Raw genomic sequence first — 21,198 nt, forward strand, 5'->3', positions numbered from 1 at the left:
TCCTACATGCCTTTATTGCGCTAGCAGCAGCTGATCTTCTGCAGCGGGCTTATTTCCGAGCAAGCTGCGGAACCTTTCGCCGCTCAGCGTCTCTTCGCGTATGAGCACGTCGAGCGATGAGGTAAAGACTTGGCGGTTGGCTTCCAGCAGCGCCTTCACCCGTTTCATCAGCTCATTCAAAATACGGCCGTTCACATCCGCCCATTTGTCCGGCGTCATCATGGAGCTATCGATAATGCCAAGGTCGGTCAGACCCGATTCCACCATCGAACGCACAATGCTCATCGCTTGGTCGAAGTCGCCTCTGGACCCCGTGCTGCGGCCGCCGTAAAACATTTCTTCCGCGGCGGCGCCGCCAAGGGCGATCATGATTTGGCCTTCCAAAAAGGCTTTCGTGTACAAATACTTGTCTTGCTGCGGGTTATGACGGACATATCCGAGCGCCTGTCCCCGCGGCAGCAGCGCGACTTGAGACACGCTGCCGGGACGGACAAGCTCAGCCGCGATCGCATGACCAAGCTCATGAAGCGCAACGCGCTCGCGCTCTTCGTTCGTCGCTTCACGGTCCGTGCGCTCGCCCATCATTACTTTATCGATCGCCATCGACAGGTGGCGCTGGCCGATCAGCTCGGAATCCTCGCGCATCGCATAGATGGCTGCTTCGTTCATGACGCTCTCGAGCTGCGCGCCGGAGAAGCCGAACGATTCCTCCGCAATTTTCTCGAGGTTCACATCCTCGGCGTTCAGAGGCTTATTTTTCGCGTGAATGCCGAGAATGTGCGCGCGGCCCTTCTTGTCCGGGAGATCTACCGCGATATGGCGGTCGAAGCGTCCCGGGCGCAGAAGCGCGCTGTCGAGCATCTCCTTGCGGTTCGTCGCGCCGATCAGAAGGATGCGCGGCGTATCGGACGTATGGATGCCGTCCAGCTCGGTCAAGAGCTGATTCAGCGTTTGGTCATACTCGCGCTGCTGGCCGCCGTCACGCTTTCCGCCAATGACATCGATCTCGTCAATGAAAATTACGGCGCTCTCTTTCTTCTGCTTCGCCGCCAATTGGCGGGCTTCCTTAAACAGCTCCCGGATGCGGCTGGCGCCGACGCCGACGTACATTTCGACGAACTCGGAGCCGGATGCCGCCACATACACAGAGTTCGTGTAGTGGGCAGCCGCTTTCGCAAGCAAAGTCTTACCCGTTCCAGGAGGACCTGTCAGCAAAATCCCTTTGAGCGGACGAATGCCGAATTTCTTGATTTGATCGACATGGATCAGAAAATCAAGCGCCTCGACGAGCTCCTGCTTCGCCCGCTCCTGACCGCCGATCTGTTCGAACGACAACGGCTTCGGCGGCCGCACTTTCGCTTTGCTTCCGCCGCCTACCGTTGCCAAATGGCCGCGGGACTTTGCCATATAAAGCAAGCCGCCGACCAGCACGGCGAGCAGAACGAGCGGAATTGTATTGATACCGACAAAAAACTGCAAAAACAAAATCAAGACCGGCAAGAAGCCGATCGCGATTTCTTTCCCATACTTAAACATTCGGCCACGCTCCCATCGTATTCGGCGTACGAGGCAGGACGATATGCTTTTCGGACTTGCTGTTTTTAAGCGTAATATAGACGTTTGCGTCATCCATCTCCGAGCTCGCCTCGATGCCGGCATGCTTTGCTTGCACGTCCTTCATCGTTGCCGGAATATCGGCATAGTCCCGGTGATCCATCGCCTGCGCGATATCGAACAGAATCGATGCCCACACCTTGTCCAGTTCTTTCGACTCGCCGTCCTTGAATTCCAGATTCAACTCGCGCTTGCCGATCATCTCCTCGCCTTTCGTGGCGATCGTATCGTAAACGTCCCGCACGTTCGCGTTGCGGTCCAGCTTTAATGCTATCGTAACGGAGCTGCGGTCAACAACCGGCTCTCCTTCTATAACCCCTGGCGTTTCGGCGACAATTCGTTCCAAAGGCCCTACAGTCGCCACGCTGCGGTGGATGTACCAGCCGCCAATCAGTAAGCCGGCCGAAATGACTGCCGTCATTACTGCGGGAATCAAACGGATTTTCATGGCAAATAGCCCCCTTCATCGAACAATTTGCGCTGCACTTTCGTCTATCAACTGCTGCTATACGAAAGTATATCACAACCTGCCGATGCTGAGGGCGTGTAATAAAAGGGAACATTGGTCGAACTTGCTGTAAGCCGTTTAGCGTGCAGGCAGCTTGTATGTAATCAGGAAAGTACCGTTACGGAAACGGTAAAACTCATAATAAAAATTCGTAACGCCGGCTTGTTTTCTCGAGTAGAACACTTCCCACACCGGTTCGCCGCCTAACAAACCGATTTTCATATGAAAAATGGAAGCATCGGGCTTGCCGGAAAGAAATTGCGCTTTCATGTCGGCTTTAGCGATACCTTCATCGGCGCGCAGCGTAATGGACTCGTTTTCCTTCAACCATACATAAGTCGTTTCGCCATTGTTGTCTTTGCCCTTCACGACCCAAACCGGATCATCCCAGACATAATGGTACGAGCTGTCTACGCTGCTGAGGCTGGCGCGATCCTTCGCTTCCGCTTCAACCTCTGCCTCTTCTTGCCAAACCGGCAACTGCACGGACCGATAATACCAATTGAGTAAAATAAGCATGACGATGATGACGGCCGAGGATAGCGCGATCCATCGGCCCGGCGTCATGAACGGCGGCCGTTTGCGTCGATTGGCGCGCATTAGCTGGAGAGCAGCCTTTCAAAGCAGCGCTGCGCCTCAGCGCGAATTTGCGCTTCGTCGAGGAATACGCATTCCCCTTGCTTCACGACTTGAACGCCGTCTACCCAGACATGCGTGACGTCTCGTCCGGAACCGGAGTAAACGAGATGCGACACGATCTCGGTTTGCGGATAGAAATGCGGCTGCTCGATATTCAAAGCGATGAAATCCGCCTTCATCCCAGGATTGAGCATCCCGATTCGGTCCTCTTGCCAGATTGCGCGAGCACCGAATACCGTGCCGAGCTTCAGCGCATCCCAAGCCGGAACGGCTGTCGGGTCTCCGGATACGCCTTTGTGAATCAGCGCCGCCAATCGGATTTCATCGAACAAATCGAGATTGTTATTGCTGGCCGCGCTGTCCGTGCCAAGGGATACCGTTACGCCGGCTTTGAGCATCTCAGGAACGCGGGCGACGCCGCTCGCAAGCTTCAGGTTGCTGGCTGGATTATGCGAAACGCTCACTCCTCGCTCGGCGAGAAGAGCGATCTCTTCGTCCGTCAGATGCACGGCATGTGCCACGAGCGCCGGACGGGAGAAAAAGCCCAGCTTGTCCAAATGCTCAACCGGGCGGCAGCCATAATCATTGACGTTAAACTGCACTTCAGCGGCCGTTTCGGACATGTGCGTATGGAGCGGAAGATCAAGCTCATTGGCCGCTTCCACGATGCGTGCAATATAGTCGGGCGGACATGTATACGGCGCATGCGGCGACAGCATCGTGCGGATCCGGCCGTTTGCCCGGCCGTTCCAATCGCGGGCGAATTGCTTGGCTTCTTCGAGCTTTGCCGTCTGTACGTCCGGCGGACAGAGACCGATTACGCCCCGCGTCAGAAGAGCGCGCATGCCGGATTGCTCCACAACTTCCGCTACGATGTGCATCCGATCATACATGTCGACGAACGTTGTCGTTCCGGATTTCAGCATCTCGGCGACTGCAAGCGCCGTTCCCCAGCGTGCATCTTCATCCGTATACTTGCCTTCCATCGGCCACATTTTCTGCTCCAGCCAGACTTGCAGCGCTTCATCGTCCGAATAGCCGCGAAGCAGCGACATGGCCGCATGACCGTGCGTATTGATCAATCCGGGCATAAAGACGAGCCCTTTACCGTCTATGCGTTCGGCTCCTGCCGGGGCCGGATCGGGCGCCTGCTCTTCCAGATAAAGGATCGTGTCTCCTTCCACAACCATATGCCCTTTCAGAACGGGACGCTCTTCGTCCATCGTGACGAAGGTTCCGTTCTCAATCCATAACCGTTTCATTTTCGACTTCCCCTTCTTCATCCAAATAATACGCCAAGCTAAGCAGCTCGGTCGTGAAGTTCGCGTAATGGATGCGCACATGCTCCGGTACCCGAAGAATGGTCGGAGCGAAATTCAGTATGCCGTCGACGCCCGCTTCCACGAACTTATCCGCAACATTTTGCGCCTCTATTGCCGGAACCGTTATAATGCCGATTCGGATCTTGCACTCTGCCACCGTCTCCTTCAGCTTATCCATAGGCAGCACGGACAGTCCGTTAATGGAGGCGCCGAGCATGGAAGGATGAACATCGAATACGGCCGTTATTTTCATATTGTCCTTCAAATAGGTGTTATAGTTGCACAGCGCCCGGCCCAGGTTCCCCGCTCCGACAAGGCCGACGTTCAGCGGCTGGTCCAGCTTGAGGATTTGCCGGATTTTCTCGATGAGATACGTCACGTCGTATCCGATGCCTTTACGCCCGAAATCCCCGAAATAGGCCAGGTCCTTCCGGATTTGAGCCGGATTCAGATCCAGCTTGTTGCCGAGCTCCTGCGATGAAACCGTTTGAACATCGCGCATGTTCAGGTCGTTCAGTACCTGCAAATATACCGGAAGTCTGCGAACGACCGCTTCGGATATTTTCATCGGCTTCATTGTTCCACTCCTTCTTTGCTCGGCGCAAACCATTCGCGAATGCGCGGCACGATCTGATCGATATGCATCGTTTCGATTTTCGGTCCGGGCAGCGAATAGAGAAAATATTTGCCGTAATACGTATCGATGACCCGCGTGTCGTAGATCAGGACGATGCCGCGGTCATTTGCCGTCCGTACCAATCGTCCGAAGCCCTGCTTGAAGCGGATGACCGCCTGCGGGATCGAAAGCTTCATGAACGGATTTTGATTCTGCTCTTGAAGCAGCTCCGATTTTGCCTCGACGAGGGGATGGTTCGGCGGCTGGAACGGAAGCCTTACGATTGCCAGACAAGTAAGAGCGTCCCCTGGAATATCAACACCTTCCCAGAAGCTGCTCGTGCCAAGCAGAACGGATGCCGACTGCTGTTGGAAACGTCTAGTCAGTTTGCTTCGGTTGCTGCTGTCAATGCCCTGCCCAAGCACTTGAATGCCGCTTGCCGACAGGGCCTCCTTCAGCGGCTCGTAAACCTGCTTCAGCATACGGTAAGAGGTGAAGAGCACGAGCATGCGTCCGTTCGTTTCGATGGCCGCTTCCGTCAGCGATTTCACCAGCATTTCATTGAAATATGGATCTCCGGCAGCGCCTTTTAACACTGGGAAATTCCGCGGAACGATCACTAGCGCTTGCTCTCTATAATTAAACGGCGAGGGCAGTTGAACCGTCTTTAATCGACCGTGCTGTTCATCCTGCGCCAGCCCCAGCTGCTCGCATGCATATTGAAACGACTTCTGTACGGACAGCGTCGCTGAAGTCAATATAACACTTTTCTTGATATCGAAAAAATAATTCCGCAGCTGGCCGCTGACGTCCGCAGGAACGGCATATAGCTGAACCGATTTTGCCCGCGAATTGCTGTTGGCCTCCAGCCAGTACACCGTATCGCTCTTATCCGCCTTCATGAATTGCCGCAGATCATCTCGCGCTCGGGCCAAATCCTTGATGGTGCCGCTTAGGTCGGTTACAAGCGCCGCGATGCCGGGATCGTCGATTTCTTCCTTAATCGCGGCAAATACTTTATCCAGTGGACGAATGATTTGGCTCAAATAGCCGTTTATCGCTTCCTCGATCAGTTGCGCGTCCGCCCAATGCTCGGGCAGTTTACCGCTGCGAAGCCTAAGCACATACTGCCCGGTTTCTCCGCCTGAAGCATCGCTGGCTGCAGCGGTATTTTTCGCTCCATGACCGCCGCCGCTTCCCATTAACGCATATAGCAGCTCGAACAAACGATCCCACTCGTCTCTCAAGTCTCCGAACACCGGAACCACTTCGTCGATTTCTTCGCGCCACTTCTGGGTCTTCTCGATATCCTCGCTCGCAAGTCTGCTCTTAAGGACAATTAATTGCCCATTACGGGCATCCTTGCACAGCCTGAAGACCGGATGCTGCACCGAGTAATAGGAAACCTGCGTCCCAAGATGCTTCCCCGCCACTTCTTCGAGGTGATGGGCTTCGTCCAGAATCAAGTGTTCGTAGCCCGGCAGCAGCCGATGATCCGCGCGTATATCGGTAAAGAGCATGGAATGATTCGTAATGACAACGTCCGCGATATTCGCTTCCTGCTTGGCCCGGTGATAGTAACACCGCTTAAACCAAGGACAGCTGCGATTCAAGCAGGAATCCGCATCGCTTGCGACCGTACTCCAAAAATCCGCGCCGCGGTTGCCGAAGTTGAGCTCTTCTTGATCGCCATGATTCGATTCGCTCAGCCACACGACCATTTGGGCGGCTGTGATCCGATCCTCGGCAGGCGCAGCGAAATCGCGCATGTTCACCTTGCCTTCAAACTTGCGCAAACATAAATAATTGCCGCGTCCTTTAAAGACGGCGGCCCGGAACGGGTATGGCATGATTGCTTGAAGCAGCGGCAAATCCCTTGCCCGCAGCTGCTCCTGCAAGTTGATCGTATGAGTGCTGACGACTATCTTCTTATTCTGCTGGACACCATAGAAGAGTGCGGGAATCAAGTAGCCTAGCGATTTTCCAGTGCCGGTGCCTGCTTCAATCAGCAAATGACGCTCTTCTTCAAGGGCGTCGATCACTTCTTGAAACATCATATTTTGAGGCTCGCGCTCCTCGTAGCCAGGCACAAGAGAGGCAATTTCCTGTTTGATATGAGCGAGAAATTGAGGGAATGTCCAGTCTGATACCGATTCTTGCCCTTCATCGGAATCTCTGGGGTGCTGCTCCTCCGCCCAATCGCCTGCTTTCATCGCGAACTGGCGGAAGTAATGGTAAGCATCGGGGTCGATCGCGGATTCCGTTTCTTTCTGCTGCGCCGCTTGCGCGACGAACCAGCCGAGATCGTGCAGCTCGTCGCCAAGCAGATTCGCAAGCCGCTGCAGCGTCAGAAGCGGTAATGCTTTCAGCTTGCTGCAGCATTCCATAAACAGCTCGGCCGTCGCCATCGCATCGCTGTCCGCGCGATGGTGCTGGTCATGTTCGATGCCGAACATTTCCGTAACCGCTCCGAGCTGATAGGTCGTTAAAGTCGGATAAAGGATACGCAATAAATCGATCGTATCCAGCCGTCTTCCGCTAAACGGCAAATATCCGCAGCGGTCCAGCGCCGAATTGAGGAAGCCGGCGTCGAAACCGACGTTGTGAGCGACCAATACGGCATCGCTCAGCAGCGGAATCAGCTCGAGCAGCACGTCGTCCAGTTCCGGCGCATGTTCAACCATGGATTCGTCAATTCCGGTTAATTGCGTAATGAAACGCGGAATCGGAATCGTCGGCTTTACGAACGAACTGTAGGAACGAATCACCGTAAAGCTCTCGTCTAACAGCACAAGACCTACTTGTATCATTTCATCGCCGGCGCTGTGGCCGGTCGTTTCCAAATCCAGTACGGCATAATTCATCCGGTTCGTTTCCTCTCACAAAAACTAAAGCTGGCCGCTCCCGAAAAATAAAGATAGCTGGCCTGCATGCTGCGCGCATGACTTCATGTTCGACAGCGGATCGGTAAAATTAGGATCGGCCTGATGAGCCTTCTCGAAATATTTGGCCGCCTGCTCCAAATTCATGCGGACAGCTTGAATGCAGCCCAGCGCATTCAACCCAAGCGCTTTCCATTTCGGATGCTCGGTCACTTCGACCAACAGCTGGAAATGGCGCTGCGCTTCGTTCCATTCCTGCAAGTGCATGCAGGTCATGCCTAGAAACAATCTGGCCCTGTTATCGTCCGGAGCTCGACTGACTGCGTCCTGGAAATGCTTGAACGCTTCTTTGAACATAAATAATTTAAAGTAGCCTTGGCCTTTCGACATGGACTGCTGCAGCTCGATCGCCGCTTCATCATAGGATTCCGGTACGTTTATGACCGCAACCGGACAAGGCTGAGGCGATTTGGCTGAGGCCTTCTGCTTAGACTGCTGGTACGGTGCCGGGACGGCAGAAATGATTTTCGGATAGCCGGGCGTACTCTTTTGAGGGGCTGTCCCGGCTGGCGTTCCTTTGGTACAAGCAAGCTGCATATCTCGGAAATCCGCCATTTTCTCCTCGAATTGAAGCCACTCTTCGATAAAGGTATCGCTGAATTGCTTCAGTGAACTCAACTGATCATCAAGCTGCTTGCGTTGTGCGTCGTTGGCATGCGGATAATGGATGATGATTTCTTGGAGCATTTCCTGCATGGTAGCAAATACATGTTTGAACATATCGTAACGCACCCACCTTCACGCCATGATGTTGTGATAGAAGTGAATTGTTATGCTCATTCTTTGCCCCGGCACTGCTTTTCATACTCGAATCCAGCCGTTTCACAGCACTGGCACGTCAGCCTTGGGTCACGCCTTACAAAATAGTGGAATGCAATTCCTTCTCAAGCATGTGAACGGGCTTGTTTCCCGAATCTAGAATGACGACCTTCGGCTGGTACTTGCGCGCTTCCTCGTCGGTCATTGTCGCATAACTGATAATAATGACATTGTCGCCTGGCTGGACAAGACGCGCCGCCGCGCCGTTTAAGCAGATGACGCCCGAGCCGCGAGGCCCCGTAATGACGTACGTCTCCAGTCGGGCTCCGTTATTATTATTAACGATTTGCACTTTCTCATTAGGCCAAAGATCGGCAAGCTCCATCAATTCTTCGTCAATGGTGATGCTGCCCACATAATTGAGGTTCGCCTCTGTCACGGTCGCCCGGTGAAGCTTGGATTTCATCATGGTTCTGAACATGGTTGTCACCTCCGCCGAGTTCGAATAGCCGATTGTCAATCAAGCGAGTGCTGCCGAATTTGACGGCAAGCGCAATAATAAGCGGTTGAGATATAACAGATAAGTCCGTATTGGAATCAAGCTGCGCAAGCTCCGGATAAGTGAGCAGCTCGGCATAGTCGATGCGGGCAAGCGATGCCGTTCGAATGCGCTCGGCGATGAGCTTGGATAGCTTGGCCGGAGTCATCCCCGGCTGCTTCAGCCAGCCGCTCGCCGCTTGCAGCGTCTTCGACAGCACGACCGCCTGCTCACGCTCTTCAGCGCTCAAATAGACATTCCGCGAGCTCATCGCAAGTCCGTCCGCTTCTCGCACCGTTTCGCAGCGCACGATCTGTACCGGAATGTTCAAATCGTGCACCATCTGTTCGATAACCGCGACCTGCTGCGCATCCTTCATGCCGAAATACGCGCGGTCCGGCTGAACCAAGTTGAACAACTTGCTCACGACCGTGCCCACGCCGTCAAAATGCCCCGGACGGGACGCCCCGCACAGCCGGTCCGTCACTTCGCTGATCAAGACTCGCGTAAGCGGCTTGGTCGGATATATTTCCTTCACGGCCGGAGCGAACAGAATATCGACGCCGTTTGCCTCCGCCAGCTTCCCATCCCGCTCCAGATCGCGCGGATACCGGTCGAAATCTTCGTTCGGGCCGAATTGAAGCGGATTGACGAAAATGGATAGTACCGTAACGGCGCATTCTTCACTAGCCCGCCGCATCAAGCTGGCATGCCCTTCATGCAGATAGCCCATGGTCGGCACGAAACCGATGAGGCTTTCCGGGGCATTCCGGCGAAGTCTGGCGAGCTGCTCCCGCAGCTCTTGAATGGTCGAGCACCGAATCATGATACGCCGCCCCCCTTCGGGCTTTCCACGGCTGGCCTAGCATCATGCTGCGGCGATTGGCCAGCGGCCGCTTCGCTCTTGCCGGAACCATACAGCTGTCTCAACAGCTCCTGCTCCATCGGGAAGGCATGAGCCTGCTGCGGAAACTCCCGGGATTTCACATCCGAGACATACGAGCTGATCGCATCGCGGATCGTCGTACCGATATCGGCGTACGTCTTCACGAACCGCTTCTCTCTATATGGGGACGCATATTGCAAAATATCGTGGTAGACCAACACTTGGCCGTCGCAGCCGCGTCCAGCCCCAATGCCGATGGTCGGAATCGAGAGCGCGGAAGAAATGGCTTCGGCCAACGGCTCTGTGACAAGCTCAAGCACGATGCTGAATGCGCCGGCTGCTTCCAGCGCCTTGGCGTCTTCAATCAGCTGCTGCGCCTCGCGTTCGAGCTTGCCCTGCACTTTGTAGCCGCCAAGCTGATGAACGGACTGCGGCGTGAGGCCGATGTGCCCCATAACGGGAATTCCGGCCCTTACGCAAGCGGCAACCTCATCGGCAATATCTATTCCGCCTTCCATTTTGACCGCGTGGGCTCCGCCTTCCTGCAGCAGCCTCGCAGCATTTCGGAGTGTCGTTTCCTTGCCGAGATGATACGTCATGAACGGCAGGTCGGCGACAATAAATGTATTTGCAGCACCGCGGGCCGTCGCCCGGGTGTGATAAACCATATCGTCTAACGTGACGGGAATTGTGGTATCATACCCCAGTACAACGTTCCCGAGCGAGTCCCCTACAAGAATGACATCGATCCCGGCTTCCTCGGCAAGCTTTGCCGATGGGTAATCATAGGCGGTCAGCACGGAAATCGGCTCGCCGCTTTGCTTCATTTTTTTCAGCTTCGTAATAGTCAACGGTTGTTTCATTGCTCCGTCCCCCTTCAGATTGGATGGACACCCCCGGACCTGCTTAGCTTAAGCTTTCGCGATCGCGGGCAGTCCTATGTGATCAACACAAAAAAACCTTCTAGCCGCCGCTAAAAAGGTCCAATCCAAAAAGGAACGTCCTGCTTCAAGAAGAGAAGAGCTTCCTTCTGTCTCGGTCCTAAACGGCTCAGAGCAGAATGCGCACTGCCTCACATCAAAAATTATTCTTTTCCGCAACTGAAGCTCCATCTGCCGGTGCGGTTCGTCCGGGACGATACCACCCATAAATGGAGCATGCTAGTAAGGCGAGTATACCATTAAAACGCTGCGGCGTCTATGAAGTTAGCCTGCCGGGACCTGCTCGCTTGAGAAAATAGGCACAACGGTGCCGTCGCTCTTCTTCGCCAGCAGCGCGCCTTGTTCGTTCAAGCCGATCGGGGTTGCAACGGTTTCCCCGCTCGCCAAAATCAATCGGGTCGGCTTATGCAGCGTCACGGAGAGCGCTTCCCACAGCATCCGAATCGGCGCAAAGCCTTCCTTCTGGTACACGGCGTAGAGCTGCTCGAATTGCTCGAAGAAGCCCGCGATAATGTCTGACCTGTCCAGCGGCTTGCCAAGCTCGATCTGCAGCGACGTCGCGATATCCAGCAGCTCCGGCGGGAAATCGTCCTGGGTTAGGTTTACGCTGATGCCGATTCCGGCGATCACGTAGCGCAGCCGTTCCTCCTCAGCCGTTGACTCCAGCAGGATGCCGCTTATTTTCTTTCCGCCGATCAACAGGTCGTTCGGCCATTTGATGCCGATATCGAGGGGCTCGGCGGCAGTCCGCAGCGCGCGGCAGAGAGCAACAGCCGTCAACAGCGTTAGCTGAGGCGCGAAATGAAGCGGCATGCTTGGGCGCAAAATAAAGCTCATATAGATGCCTTTGCCGGATGGCGACACCCATTTCCGCCCCAAACGACCGCGGCCGCTTGTTTGCTGCTCGGCAATAACGAGCGTGCCTTCCGGCGCGCCGTCTTCCGCCAGTCGCTGCGCGATATTTTGCGTCGAATCGACGGAGTCGAAGCTGCGGATGGACTGAACAAGCGACGTCCCTCTGTTCTGAAGCTTGAGCGTAAGTTCCTGCGGCGAAAGCTTGTCCGGCTTGCCGATCAGCCGGTAGCCGAGTCTGCGCGAGGCTTCAATTTGATAGCCGGCAGACTCCAGCTTTTTGATGTGCTTCCATATCGCCGTACGGCTGATTTGGAGCTCTTTGCTAAGCAGCTCTCCCGATACATAGGCTCCGGATTGCTGCTCTAGCAATTCGAGTATGCGATGATTCATGTAGACTCTCCTTCGTCAGCCGGTCGTTGGAAATGTGACGGAGCGGCATCCGCAGCTGCCTGAAGCAAGGCTTGCTTCTCGTTCGGCAGCTCGCCGAGCGCAACGGCTTGCAGCAGCTCGCCCAGCAGCTTGCCGAGCCAAGGCCCGGAAGGCTCCTTACGGATCGCCAGGAGATCCGTTCCCTTGATCGCAAGCTCTTTATTAGTAGAAGCCTGCATGCCTTGCTTCCACTCCTTGAGCTGCGCAAGATAACCGCTTTGGTCTAAATCAGCTGGCGAAAGCACCGGAATGGCTTCAACCAAACGGAGCCATTGGATCGCGGCAGACTTGCCGCGCCCCAGGATAGTGCCTGTCCACTTCCGCCTTGTATCTTCGTTTAGGGAAGGACACTCGAGCATGTCTTGGTGGATGGCGGTGACGGCTGTCAACTGGCTACTACGGGCCGTAGAATACCGGAGCACCGCAAACAATTGGGCAGCTTGTCCTTCTTTAAAGCCAAGCGCGCAGCAAATCGCGGCCCAGCGGTCTTCAATACCGTCTAACGCTTGCACGGCTTGAATGGCAGCCAACATGCGGCTTTCTGCAGCCGAAGCAGCATCTCCTCGAAGCTTCCGCCTTGCCCGGTATCGTTCCGCCGCATCCAGCAACGTCTGAGGCAGCCCCTCTTTCGTGTCGTGCAACATTCCGCTTACCGCTAGATATGCAGCCGCGCGGGCCGGATCTCTTCCGCCGACCATTTTATCCAATTCCAGGCCGATCCGCTCCATCGCAATATGCGCGAGCAAATGCCGATGCCGTAGAACAGCCCGCCACGTCCTCAAGGCGATGCGCAGGTGAAAGCCTGACGCAAACCGCACCGCTCTTACGATACGCAGCGCATCCTCCTGCAGTCTCGCGTCTGGATCTCCGACGCAGCGAAGCAAACCGCTGCGTAAATCCCGCTGGCCGCCGAAAGGATCATAAACCGTTCCATCCGCACGCATGGCCATGCTGTTGATCGTAAAATCACGGCGCAGCAAATCCTCGTCCAAGCTCTTCACGAACTGTACCTGCGATGGACGCCTAAACTTCTCGTAGGCGGATTCCGTGCGGAACGTCGTGACCTCGTAGGTTTCCTTCTCGTGAACGACCGTCACCGTACCATGCTGCAATCCTGTCGGAATCGTATTCGGAAAGGCCGCAATGACCTCCTCCGGCTCCGCAGACGTGGCGATATCCACATCCTTGAGCGCTCTTCCTGACAGCGTATCGCGGACACAGCCGCCTACGAATACCGCTTCATGCCCTGAGCGCTCCAATGCATGCAGCAAAGGGAGCGCCTTCGTCAGCGCATCACTCCACGACATCGGCACTCCCTCCTAACAGTTCTTTATTCGCAAACCGGTACCGGTATATCGGCTTCGATGCCCAGCACCTTGTAATAAATCCGTTCATACTCCGCCGTAATGAGATCGTTGCAGAACTGGCGGCGCGCCCGTTGCAAGCAGGCTTCGCGGACTTTGCGGTACAAACCTTCGTTGCGAAGCAGCTTGATTGCGTTATACGCCATGCTGTCCGTATCGCCGATCGGCGATAGAAAACCGGTTTCGCCATGCGTGACGAGCTCGGGAATGCCGCCCGCAAGGGAGCCGATGGTCGGAACGCCGCAAGCCATCGCTTCCAGCGCTACGAGCCCGAAGCTTTCCTTCTCCGATGGGAGCAGCATGACGTCCGCGATCGAAATCACCTGCGCCACATCATCCTGCTTGCCGAGAAAATGAACCCGGTCCTGCAGGCCGAGCTCGCGAATCCGCATCTGAACCTTCGGCAAATCCGGACCTTCTCCTACAAGAAGCAGGCGGCTCGGCACTTCCTTCGAAACTTTATGAAAGATGTCCACCACGTCGTGCAGCCGCTTAACCGGTCTGAAGTTTGAGATATGCATCAATATTTTCTCGTCGTTCGCAGCGAAATCACTGCGGAGCGAGCTGCATTCGCGCGGGTAGTAAACGCGTTTATCGACAAAATTATAAGTTAGCTCGATCGGCTTATCGATGTCGAGCAGCTCGCGGGTTTCGCGGATTAGATCATTCGATACGGCCGTCACGGCATCGCTCTTATTAATGCCCATTCGGATTAAGTCCTTGAGCGATACATCCTGCGCAAGCACCGTAATATCCGTGCCATGCAGCGTCGTTACCGTCTTAAGCTTATCGGCTCCGACCATTTCCTTCGCCAAATAGGCGCAAACCGCATGGGGCACCGCGTAATGAACATGGAGAACGTCAAGTTTTTGCATTTTGACGACTTGCGCCATTTTGCTTGCCAAAGACAAATCATACGGCGGATAACGGAATACATAATAATCGTTCACTTCGACTTCGTGATAAAAAATATTTTTCTGAAACTGTCCAAGCCTGAACGGCACGCTATGAGTTATAAAATGAATTTCATGCCCCTTTTCGGCAAGGAGCTTGCCAAGCTCCGTTGCCACAACGCCGGAGCCGCCGAGTGTCGGGTAACAAGTGATTCCGATTTTCAAGCGTTTTGCCATGTCTTCCACCTCCTGTTGTTCCCACGCCGCTGCCTGCCAAGGATGAATGATTTTCGCCATCTTTCGGCAGGTAATCTCGTTTTTCCAATTATATGCTCGATTCGAGGAATTCCTACTTTAAAATAAAGTTAACGCATGGGGACGTTTCATTGCAAATCCTTCCGCATACGCCCATCCCCGTGTCTGGCCAAGGAGCATATCCCGCGCTTCAACGCGCTGGACATACCGGTCGGTGAGCGGCGTGCGCACACGATCTTCCCCTTCCTGCGGCGGGGCGAACTGCGAGCGGTAAGCTTGCAGCGCTTTCAGCTTCGTCTCCATTTGATCGCTGATATCGGTGATCAGGCTAACCTCGTTGCTGTCGTTTATGTAATAGAAATATAGCTGCTCCACCTGCACGGGCGGCAGGCCCGGCATATAGTTGCGAAGCTTGGCGTTGAAAACCGCCTCTTCGATCAACCGGCTGCAGCTGACATGATCCGGATGCCTGTCCGACCAATAAGGCGCAAATACCAGTCTCGGCCGCAAACGGCGGATTTCCGCAACGATCGCCTCAATCTGGTCGGCAGAACCGGTCAAGCCCCGGTCCGGCAGCCTTAGCGTTGAACGATAGGATAAACCAAGCACCGCGGAAGCTTCGGCAGCTTCAAGCCGTCTCGTTTCCACGGTGCCGTTTGAGGACATTTCGGCTTCGGTCAAATCGCAAATCGCGACCTTCACGCCTTGCGCCGTATGTTTGGCAATCGTGCCGCCCATGCCGATTTCCACATCGTCGGGGTGGGCGCCGAACGCGAGAATATCCGCTGCTTCCGTCATTGCTGTTCACCCGGCTTATATTTATGGACAAGCTCCCGCCACGCGAAATCGCCGCGCTGCAATGCCCTTACGAGCAATTCGCCCGTTGCCACATTCGTTGCCACCGGAATACCTTGCACGTCGCAGAGCCGAAGAAGCGCGATAATGTCCGGCTCGTGCGGCTGTGCCATGAGCGGGTCGCGCAAAAAAATAATTAAGTCCATTTCGTTTTGCGCGACGAGCGCCCCGATCTGCTGATCGCCGCCGAGCGGTCCCGACATGAAGCGGTGAATGGACAAGTTCGTTTTCTCCATGATCCGCATACCGGTCGTGCCGGTCGAAAACAGTTTATGTCCCTGAAAAACGTGCTCGTACGCGGTTACAAAGTTTACCATTTCATCTTTCTTACGATCGTGGGCAATAAATGCGATGCTCAACATGCTAGCCCCGCTCCTCTCCGAATAACCGCATGTGCTGTCATGCGCGGTCTCTCTATAAATTAGTCCAAGATTAGTCCATCAAATGCTCGAAGCCATAAATGAGTCCAGTGTAGGCCATTACTTTTTTGCAAGCTACGCTGACACCAGGCATATACCCGGCACGCTCGTAGGAATCATGACGGATTTTGAGCGTTTGGCCATGACCGCCGAAAACAACCTCCTGCTGGGCAAATACGCCCGGCAACCGAACGCTATGTATACGGAATCCATTATAGTAGCCGCCGCGAGCGCCTTCGATAATCTCTTCTTCGTTCGGGTTCCCTTGGCGAAGCTCCTGGCGCGCAGCCGAGATCAGCTCCGCCGTCTTGATCGACGTTCCGGAAGGCGCATCCAGCTTCTGATCGCCATGATATTCAATGATTTCGACATGAGGCATATATTTGGCCGCTTGCGCCGCAAAACGCATCATGAGAATGGCGCCGATTGAGAAGTTCGGGGCGATCAGACCGCCGATGCCTTTCTCCTTGCACAGCTCGTCCAATTCGGAAATCTGCTCCGGGGTTAATCCCGTCGTGCCGATAACCGGGCGGACGCCGTGGGCGATCGCCGTTCTCGTATTGCCATATGCGGCGCTAGGTACCGTAAAGTCAACCAGCACATCCGCGACGGCCCCGGCAAGCGCTTCGTCCAGATTGCTGCTTACCGTAACGCCGCATGGCTGCAGCCCGACCAATGTTCCGGCATCGATCGGACCTGTATGAGGTGCTACCGCAGCCGCCAGAATGAGCATTTCGTCTTGAAGCACCATTTTAACAACTTCCCGGCCCATTCGGCCGCTTGCGCCAATTACTGCAACTCGAATCAATTCCATCGACATCTTAAGGTTCACCTGTTCCTTTTTCGTTTAGTCCGATGGCTGTTCAACCGAAACATCCGCCGTTTGCGGCTCATATCGGCGAACAGCCGGCGTGCTGCGGCATGCTCAGGCTCCAGCCGCACCGCCTCGCGTGCGTATAGTGATGCTTCCTCATACCGGCTTATCGTCGCATAGGCTGCGCTCAGCATGAGCAGCGCCTCGATATTCAGCGGATCAAGCCGCGAAGCCTCGTGAAGCAGCTCCAGCGCAGCCTCGGTGTTCGAGGGGGAGTGCGTCAGCAGCCCTTCGGCTTCATGCACGAGTGATTTTGCTTTGACTGTTTCCAGGTGAAACTGGTAAATAACCTGTTCCGGGTCCAGCTGCACCGCTTGCTCGGCATACTGGAACGCTTTCTGCCATTTTCCGCTGCGGGCACAAGTGATCGAGCATTTATAGTAGGCTGCTCCATTACTTGGTTCCAGCGCAATCGCTTCTTCAAAGTACAGGATTGCCTGTTCGAAATCGCCGCTTAGGATGGCTTCGTAAGCTTTCTTGATGCTGCTCTCTCCGTCCATCCGCCCATCCTCCTTGTACACAGGTGATGGTACAGCATATGTTAAGACGCGAGCTACGGTTCGACGTTTTTTCGCGTCCAGCGGTCGGCATCTCTAGTATTAAACTTATGCATAACGCGGTCGTGCGCTTCGGCAAGATCAATGCCTAACGAATTGGCAAAGCATACGACGATGAACAGAATGTCGCCGAGTTCCATCTCGATGGAGTTGTCCGCTTCGTCCTTCTTCTTCGGCTTCTCGCCGAAATGGTGGTTCACCTCGCGTGCTAGCTCTCCGATTTCCTCGGTCATTCTGGCCAGCATCGACAGCGGACTGAAGTAGCCCTCCTTGAATTGGGAGATGTAAGCGTCGACCTCCCGCTGTATATCGGCCATCGATTTGTCTGACAAGTGTAACATCCTCCTTGGCATGAGGTTCTTTTCATATGTTATATCAAAGCGACTTTGAAAACAATGCTTTTGACAATCCCCGCAAAGAGACATACTATGTTATAGCCTTCATTATTTTACGACCTCTTGAAAGGTGCGGATTCCATTTGAAAACTTATGCTTCGCAGCTGCTTCGCACGCTGCCGCTAGTGAGCTTGGGAACAGCCATTTACGCATTCGGGCTCCACTATTTCCTGATCCCGAATCAACTCATGGAGGGGGGCGTCACCGGGATCGCCATCCTTCTCAATTATGCGCTGGACTGGCCGCTATCCATCTCAACGCTCGTGCTGAATATCCCGCTGTACTTTCTCGGCTGGCGCATACTCGGGCGCTCGCAGATCGGCTACACCATTTTCGGCAGCGTCTCGCTATCCTTCTTTCTATATGTAATGGAGAAATTGATCGCGCTTGGCTGGGTCGTCCCCTTCCGAACGTCCAACGATTACATACTTGCCGTCCTGTACGCCGGTGTGACGCTCGGCGCCGGGCTTGGCATCGTCTTCCGTTTCGGCGGAACGACCGGCGGCGTCGACATTATCGCGCGCATTGCTTCCAAGCTGAAAGGCTGGAGCATGGGACAAGTGATTCTGGCGCTTGATATTGTCATTATCGGCATATCGCTGCTATACATAACGAAAGAGCAGGTGCTCTATACGCTCGTTGCCGTTTTTATCGCTTCCAAGCTGATCGACTTCATTCAAGAAGGCGTATATGCGGCCAAAGCGTTTCAAATCATTACTGAAAACGGCGAGGAGCTCGGCCTTCGAATTACGAACGAAATGGAACGCGGGGTAACCGTATTCCCGGCCAAAGGCGCTTATTCGGGCAAAGAAAAGCAGGTCCTCTACTGCGTCGTTGCCCGCCATGAAATCAGACGGCTGAAAACGATCGTACGCAGTGTGGACCCGCTTGCGTTTATGGTGATTGCCGAAGTACAGGAAGTGCTCGGCGAAGGGTTTAAGGAAGAATAACTAATCCGTCCGATTATTGCTTTGGGTTATCTCGCGGAAACGGGAGGCCTTGGGGCTGCTGCTGGTTGTACTTCCGCCAACCCGCCAGCGAAAGAATGACCATAACGAAAGCCGCCATGAACATTTCCGCCAGCTGGGCGCGGCCGCTGCGAAGACTGCCGATCGTCGCTCCCGGCGGAATCGCCTCGGCGAGCGCCGCCTCGCCGTCACCTTGCTTGAACACCGCATTAGCCGCTTGCTCCAGTCCATCCAGTGCGATCATGACCGCATCCGGATGCGCCAACCCCTCGTTCGCGCCGGACAACACCTGCTTTGCATACGTCATTTGGTTCTGCAAGTGACGTACGCTGGCTTCTTCCCGCTGCATCAGCGCAGCAACCTCAAACCGCTCGACATGCTCGCGGTAGATATCAAGCGATGCCGCGGCCGCTTCGGCATTCCCCTCGGATTGCATCAGCCAGGAGGTGCGCAGCCGCTGCTCATCTTCCCTCAGCACGCCTTCATACTGCAGCCACAAAGGCACGCGCGGCCGGTTAAGCGCATCGCTAGCCAGCTTTAATCGCGCCGCTTGCGTATACCACTGACGGCTCTCGTTCTTCTGAAGGAGCGCCTTCTTCGCCTTAGCCATGCTGCTGTCAAAAGCTTTCCAGCCCGCTTGCGTTCCGCTGCTCCGCACGTCCTGCGAGCTCGAAACCGTTTCGAGCCGCTGCAGCAGCGTAAATACGAGCTGGCGGTTCGATCCGTAGGCGGCCGTATAAATTTCATCCGATAACGAGCTGAGCTGCTCCAGTGCATTGGATGGCTGATCTGCTTCAAAGGCAGGCTTGGCCGATTTTACGGCAGCATGAGTTGCCAGCTGACAGCCTGATAATAACCCTATAATCACTGCGCTGCATAACAGCGCGAATAACGATGATGCACGCATGCTCATCCCTCCCACTACCAAGGTATGGGGGGATGTCCGATCTTAGACCTTTCGAAACGAGATAAAAAGCCACGTGACAAGCAAACTGACGACCGAAAGCCCCATTGTGAACGTTTGGATGGCAGGCAAATCATCTTCCAGCACGTCCGGCAGCCAAGGAAATATATAGTAGGTGTAATCCAACGTATCGTTCAGAAGCAGCCACAGCAGCGCCAGAAAAGCGGCGAACCGTCCGAACACGAAGAATCTTATGTACAGCAGTGCTTCGACCGCCATCGCCAAATGGGATACGATCAGCATATAGTGCTGCCATTCGAGCGGATCGCCTTGAGCGCCGCCCGCAACGATCATCGTCACGGCCCAAACGCCGTATTTGATCGATGTGACAACGCCTAGCGCCTCAATGATGGTACGGATGCCAATGCTTGCCGGGTTCGTCTTCGAAAGCCCAGGGTATAGAAGAAATAGGAGCGATAACGTAAAAAACAAGCTCGCCGTCGGACTGTCCGGAACAAACACGATTCGCCAAATCGGATGAAATTCCAATGTATATTCAAGCTGCCGCCCGTACCAGATGTATCCGTAAACGGTACCGGCCGCATTCGAGATCAGCATTAGCCATAAAAATAGCCGGCTTGTCAACAATTCGCGACTCCAAAAATAAGCTGCAGCCTTTATCAATCGATCACCGCCATCTTTCTTCTCGGGTTTCAAAAAAAACCTGATCGCGAGATACGATCAGGTTTCAGTTTGTGCTATGTTATTCTGGTTTCTTTTGCTTCGCGAGCCATGTCGCCAGCTGATCGATTTCCTCTGCAGTCAGCTTGTCTTTGAAAGGCGGCATGTTGTTTTTACCGTTCGTCACGATATCAACAAGATCTTCCTTGCTATATTCATCGCCAATGCCGTGGAACGATGGGATGCCCGAGCTTTCGTTACCTTTCAAGTCCGCACCGTGACAAGCAACGCACTGTGCTTTCTTGGTCAGTTCAACCGCCGGATCGTCCTTGTCCACAAGCGGAACTTCAACTTCAGCAGCTTCTCCGCCGCCGCCGGATTCGGCAGCTTTCTTGGCTGCTTCCTCTGCCTTCTCTTCTCGCAAGATATGTTCAGGAATCGTATTCGTGATCTCCAGCTCGTGCTGGTAGTGATCCCACGATTGTTTCGTTAGCCAGAAGCAAGAAACAAGCGCCATGATCATAAGAAGAGATGTAATTGGACGTCTGTAGAAGCGGCGCTCTTTGCCTGTATCCAGGAAAGGAGCCAGCAGCAATGCGCCGAAAGCGATGCCCGGAACGCCTACCGTACCGAGAACGACATAGTCCTTCGATACATATTGCAATTTAAGGAATTGATACAGGAACAGGAAGTACCAGTCCGGCATCGGAATAAACGCAGCGTTCGTAGGATCTGCCGGGTAACCGAGCGGAGCCGCTTCGGAAATCGTCAATACGAGAAATCCGACGAGTACCACGACACCAACCATCCACTCTTTAAGCAGGAAGTTCGGAATGAACGCTTCCGATTTGCCTGGATAAGAGGAATAGTCCGGTGGCACGGATGGGCCCGTTTTCGTTTTCTTGCGAACCCGCGAGTCGCCAACGAATACAACTTTTTCGTTCGATTTGTGGCCGTGTGCCATGCGCAAATGCCTCCTTTCGG

The 21,198-nt window shown here is 54.6% G+C and carries 22 protein-coding genes; 1 reads left to right on the forward strand and 21 read right to left on the reverse strand.

Annotation, left to right across the window (positions count from 1 at the left end):
- Positions 1-12: 12 nt before the first annotated feature.
- The 18 genes from DL346_RS13200 to DL346_RS13285 form a co-directional block, all read right to left on the reverse strand.
- A complete protein-coding gene (locus tag DL346_RS13200) occupies positions 13-1,536 on the reverse strand; it encodes an AAA family ATPase (RefSeq protein ID WP_112882566.1) in 1,524 nt (507 codons plus the stop codon).
- Positions 1,529-2,062, reverse strand: coding sequence for a hypothetical protein (locus tag DL346_RS13205; RefSeq protein WP_112882567.1), 534 nt, complete (start codon positions 2,060-2,062; stop codon positions 1,529-1,531). The genes DL346_RS13200 and DL346_RS13205 overlap by 8 nt, the downstream gene beginning before the upstream one ends.
- 138 nt (positions 2,063-2,200) lie before the next feature.
- The gene (locus tag DL346_RS13210; protein ID WP_112882568.1) at positions 2,201-2,722 is read right to left on the reverse strand and encodes a cell wall elongation regulator TseB-like domain-containing protein; all 522 of its coding nucleotides are present in this window, start codon (positions 2,720-2,722) and stop codon (positions 2,201-2,203) included.
- Positions 2,722-4,023 carry an amidohydrolase gene (locus DL346_RS13215; RefSeq protein ID WP_112882569.1) on the reverse strand — a complete coding sequence of 434 codons (1,302 nt, stop codon included), beginning with the start codon at positions 4,021-4,023 and terminating at the stop codon, positions 2,722-2,724. Before DL346_RS13215 ends, DL346_RS13210 begins: the two co-directional genes overlap by 1 nt.
- Positions 4,004-4,660 carry a redox-sensing transcriptional repressor Rex gene (locus DL346_RS13220; protein ID WP_112882570.1) on the reverse strand — a complete coding sequence of 219 codons (657 nt, stop codon included), beginning with the start codon at positions 4,658-4,660 and terminating at the stop codon, positions 4,004-4,006. Before DL346_RS13220 ends, DL346_RS13215 begins: the two co-directional genes overlap by 20 nt.
- Positions 4,657-7,563 carry an ATP-dependent DNA helicase DinG gene (dinG, locus tag DL346_RS13225; RefSeq protein WP_112882571.1) on the reverse strand — a complete coding sequence of 969 codons (2,907 nt, stop codon included), beginning with the start codon at positions 7,561-7,563 and terminating at the stop codon, positions 4,657-4,659. Before dinG ends, DL346_RS13220 begins: the two co-directional genes overlap by 4 nt.
- Positions 7,564-7,587: 24 nt before the next feature.
- The gene (locus DL346_RS13230; protein ID WP_112882572.1) at positions 7,588-8,361 is read right to left on the reverse strand and encodes a tetratricopeptide repeat protein; all 774 of its coding nucleotides are present in this window, start codon (positions 8,359-8,361) and stop codon (positions 7,588-7,590) included.
- 136 nt (positions 8,362-8,497) lie between these two features.
- Complete coding sequence (gene panD / locus DL346_RS13235; protein WP_112882573.1) at positions 8,498-8,881, reverse strand: aspartate 1-decarboxylase; 384 nt, start codon at positions 8,879-8,881, stop codon at positions 8,498-8,500.
- The gene (panC, locus tag DL346_RS13240) at positions 8,796-9,764 is read right to left on the reverse strand and encodes a pantoate--beta-alanine ligase (RefSeq protein WP_112882574.1); all 969 of its coding nucleotides are present in this window, start codon (positions 9,762-9,764) and stop codon (positions 8,796-8,798) included. Before panC ends, panD begins: the two co-directional genes overlap by 86 nt.
- Positions 9,761-10,687, reverse strand: a complete 927-nt coding sequence (gene panB, locus DL346_RS13245; protein ID WP_112882575.1) for a 3-methyl-2-oxobutanoate hydroxymethyltransferase — start codon at positions 10,685-10,687, stop codon at positions 9,761-9,763. The genes panC and panB overlap by 4 nt, the downstream gene beginning before the upstream one ends.
- A gap of 342 nt (positions 10,688-11,029) precedes the next feature.
- A complete protein-coding gene (locus tag DL346_RS13250; RefSeq protein ID WP_112882576.1) occupies positions 11,030-12,010 on the reverse strand; it encodes a biotin--[acetyl-CoA-carboxylase] ligase in 981 nt (326 codons plus the stop codon).
- Positions 12,007-13,356 carry a CCA tRNA nucleotidyltransferase gene (locus tag DL346_RS13255; protein ID WP_112882577.1) on the reverse strand — a complete coding sequence of 450 codons (1,350 nt, stop codon included), beginning with the start codon at positions 13,354-13,356 and terminating at the stop codon, positions 12,007-12,009. Before DL346_RS13255 ends, DL346_RS13250 begins: the two co-directional genes overlap by 4 nt.
- A 23-nt stretch (positions 13,357-13,379) precedes the next feature.
- Positions 13,380-14,543, reverse strand: a complete 1,164-nt coding sequence (gene bshA, locus DL346_RS13260; protein ID WP_112882578.1) for an N-acetyl-alpha-D-glucosaminyl L-malate synthase BshA — start codon at positions 14,541-14,543, stop codon at positions 13,380-13,382.
- 117 nt (positions 14,544-14,660) lie between these two features.
- Entirely contained in the window at positions 14,661-15,359 is a 699-nt protein-coding gene (gene bshB1 / locus DL346_RS13265; protein WP_112882579.1) for a bacillithiol biosynthesis deacetylase BshB1, read from the reverse strand.
- A complete protein-coding gene (gene mgsA / locus DL346_RS13270; protein WP_112882580.1) occupies positions 15,356-15,778 on the reverse strand; it encodes a methylglyoxal synthase in 423 nt (140 codons plus the stop codon). The genes bshB1 and mgsA overlap by 4 nt, the downstream gene beginning before the upstream one ends.
- Before the next feature lie 70 nt (positions 15,779-15,848).
- On the reverse strand, positions 15,849-16,655 hold the full coding sequence (dapB, locus tag DL346_RS13275) for a 4-hydroxy-tetrahydrodipicolinate reductase (protein ID WP_112882581.1): 807 nt from the start codon (positions 16,653-16,655) through the stop codon (positions 15,849-15,851).
- Positions 16,656-16,663: 8 nt separating this feature from the next.
- Complete coding sequence (locus DL346_RS13280; protein WP_112882582.1) at positions 16,664-17,209, reverse strand: tetratricopeptide repeat protein; 546 nt, start codon at positions 17,207-17,209, stop codon at positions 16,664-16,666.
- Between the two features lie 53 nt (positions 17,210-17,262).
- Positions 17,263-17,583, reverse strand: coding sequence for a nucleotide pyrophosphohydrolase (locus tag DL346_RS13285; RefSeq protein WP_420849570.1), 321 nt, complete (start codon positions 17,581-17,583; stop codon positions 17,263-17,265).
- Positions 17,584-17,744: 161 nt separating this feature from the next.
- Here DL346_RS13285 and DL346_RS13290 point away from each other — a divergent pair, with 161 nt between their 5' ends.
- The gene (locus DL346_RS13290) at positions 17,745-18,611 is read left to right on the forward strand and encodes a YitT family protein (protein ID WP_240633156.1); all 867 of its coding nucleotides are present in this window, start codon (positions 17,745-17,747) and stop codon (positions 18,609-18,611) included.
- A 13-nt stretch (positions 18,612-18,624) separates the two neighbouring features.
- Here DL346_RS13290 and DL346_RS13295 read toward each other — a convergent pair whose 3' ends face one another.
- The 3 genes from DL346_RS13295 to DL346_RS13305 form a co-directional block, all read right to left on the reverse strand.
- Positions 18,625-19,536, reverse strand: coding sequence for a sporulation protein YpjB (locus DL346_RS13295; protein WP_165822499.1), 912 nt, complete (start codon positions 19,534-19,536; stop codon positions 18,625-18,627).
- Between the two features lie 42 nt (positions 19,537-19,578).
- Positions 19,579-20,151, reverse strand: a complete 573-nt coding sequence (locus DL346_RS13300) for a DUF1405 domain-containing protein (RefSeq protein WP_112883108.1) — start codon at positions 20,149-20,151, stop codon at positions 19,579-19,581.
- Positions 20,152-20,296: 145 nt separating this feature from the next.
- Entirely contained in the window at positions 20,297-21,178 is an 882-nt protein-coding gene (locus DL346_RS13305; RefSeq protein WP_112882586.1) for a menaquinol-cytochrome c reductase cytochrome b/c subunit, read from the reverse strand.
- Positions 21,179-21,198: the final 20 nt, after the last annotated feature.

The organism is Paenibacillus montanisoli, assembly GCF_003268025.1.
Lineage (GTDB): Bacteria > Bacillota > Bacilli > Paenibacillales > Paenibacillaceae > Paenibacillus_Z > Paenibacillus_Z montanisoli.

Excerpts from the sequence above, each read along its gene's own strand:
- DL346_RS13215 (WP_112882569.1), bottom strand. The coding sequence starts at position 4,023 with ATGAAACGGTTATGGATTGAGAACGGAACCTTCGTCACGATGGACGAA.
- panC (WP_112882574.1), bottom strand. The coding sequence starts at position 9,764 with ATGATTCGGTGCTCGACCATTCAAGAGCTGCGGGAGCAGCTCGCCAGA.
- DL346_RS13305 (WP_112882586.1), bottom strand. The coding sequence starts at position 21,178 with ATGGCACACGGCCACAAATCGAACGAAAAAGTTGTATTCGTTGGCGAC.
- DL346_RS13200 (WP_112882566.1), bottom strand. The coding sequence starts at position 1,536 with ATGTTTAAGTATGGGAAAGAAATCGCGATCGGCTTCTTGCCGGTCTTG.
- DL346_RS13205 (WP_112882567.1), bottom strand. The coding sequence starts at position 2,062 with ATGAAAATCCGTTTGATTCCCGCAGTAATGACGGCAGTCATTTCGGCC.
- dapB (WP_112882581.1), bottom strand. The coding sequence starts at position 16,655 with ATGTCGATGGAATTGATTCGAGTTGCAGTAATTGGCGCAAGCGGCCGA.
- DL346_RS13220 (WP_112882570.1), bottom strand. The coding sequence starts at position 4,660 with ATGAAGCCGATGAAAATATCCGAAGCGGTCGTTCGCAGACTTCCGGTA.
- DL346_RS13210 (WP_112882568.1), bottom strand. The coding sequence starts at position 2,722 with ATGCGCGCCAATCGACGCAAACGGCCGCCGTTCATGACGCCGGGCCGA.
- DL346_RS13300 (WP_112883108.1), bottom strand. The coding sequence starts at position 20,151 with ATGCTGATCTCGAATGCGGCCGGTACCGTTTACGGATACATCTGGTAC.
- DL346_RS13285 (WP_420849570.1), bottom strand. The coding sequence starts at position 17,583 with ATGGCCGATATACAGCGGGAGGTCGACGCTTACATCTCCCAATTCAAG.
- dinG (WP_112882571.1), bottom strand. The coding sequence starts at position 7,563 with ATGAATTATGCCGTACTGGATTTGGAAACGACCGGCCACAGCGCCGGC.
- DL346_RS13295 (WP_165822499.1), bottom strand. The coding sequence starts at position 19,536 with ATGCGTGCATCATCGTTATTCGCGCTGTTATGCAGCGCAGTGATTATA.
- bshB1 (WP_112882579.1), bottom strand. The coding sequence starts at position 15,359 with ATGACGGAAGCAGCGGATATTCTCGCGTTCGGCGCCCACCCCGACGAT.
- panB (WP_112882575.1), bottom strand. The coding sequence starts at position 10,687 with ATGAAACAACCGTTGACTATTACGAAGCTGAAAAAAATGAAGCAAAGC.
- DL346_RS13250 (WP_112882576.1), bottom strand. The coding sequence starts at position 12,010 with ATGAATCATCGCATACTCGAATTGCTAGAGCAGCAATCCGGAGCCTAT.
- DL346_RS13280 (WP_112882582.1), bottom strand. The coding sequence starts at position 17,209 with ATGGACGGAGAGAGCAGCATCAAGAAAGCTTACGAAGCCATCCTAAGC.
- mgsA (WP_112882580.1), bottom strand. The coding sequence starts at position 15,778 with ATGTTGAGCATCGCATTTATTGCCCACGATCGTAAGAAAGATGAAATG.
- panD (WP_112882573.1), bottom strand. The coding sequence starts at position 8,881 with ATGTTCAGAACCATGATGAAATCCAAGCTTCACCGGGCGACCGTGACA.
- DL346_RS13255 (WP_112882577.1), bottom strand. The coding sequence starts at position 13,356 with ATGTCGTGGAGTGATGCGCTGACGAAGGCGCTCCCTTTGCTGCATGCA.
- bshA (WP_112882578.1), bottom strand. The coding sequence starts at position 14,543 with ATGGCAAAACGCTTGAAAATCGGAATCACTTGTTACCCGACACTCGGC.
- DL346_RS13230 (WP_112882572.1), bottom strand. The coding sequence starts at position 8,361 with ATGTTCAAACATGTATTTGCTACCATGCAGGAAATGCTCCAAGAAATC.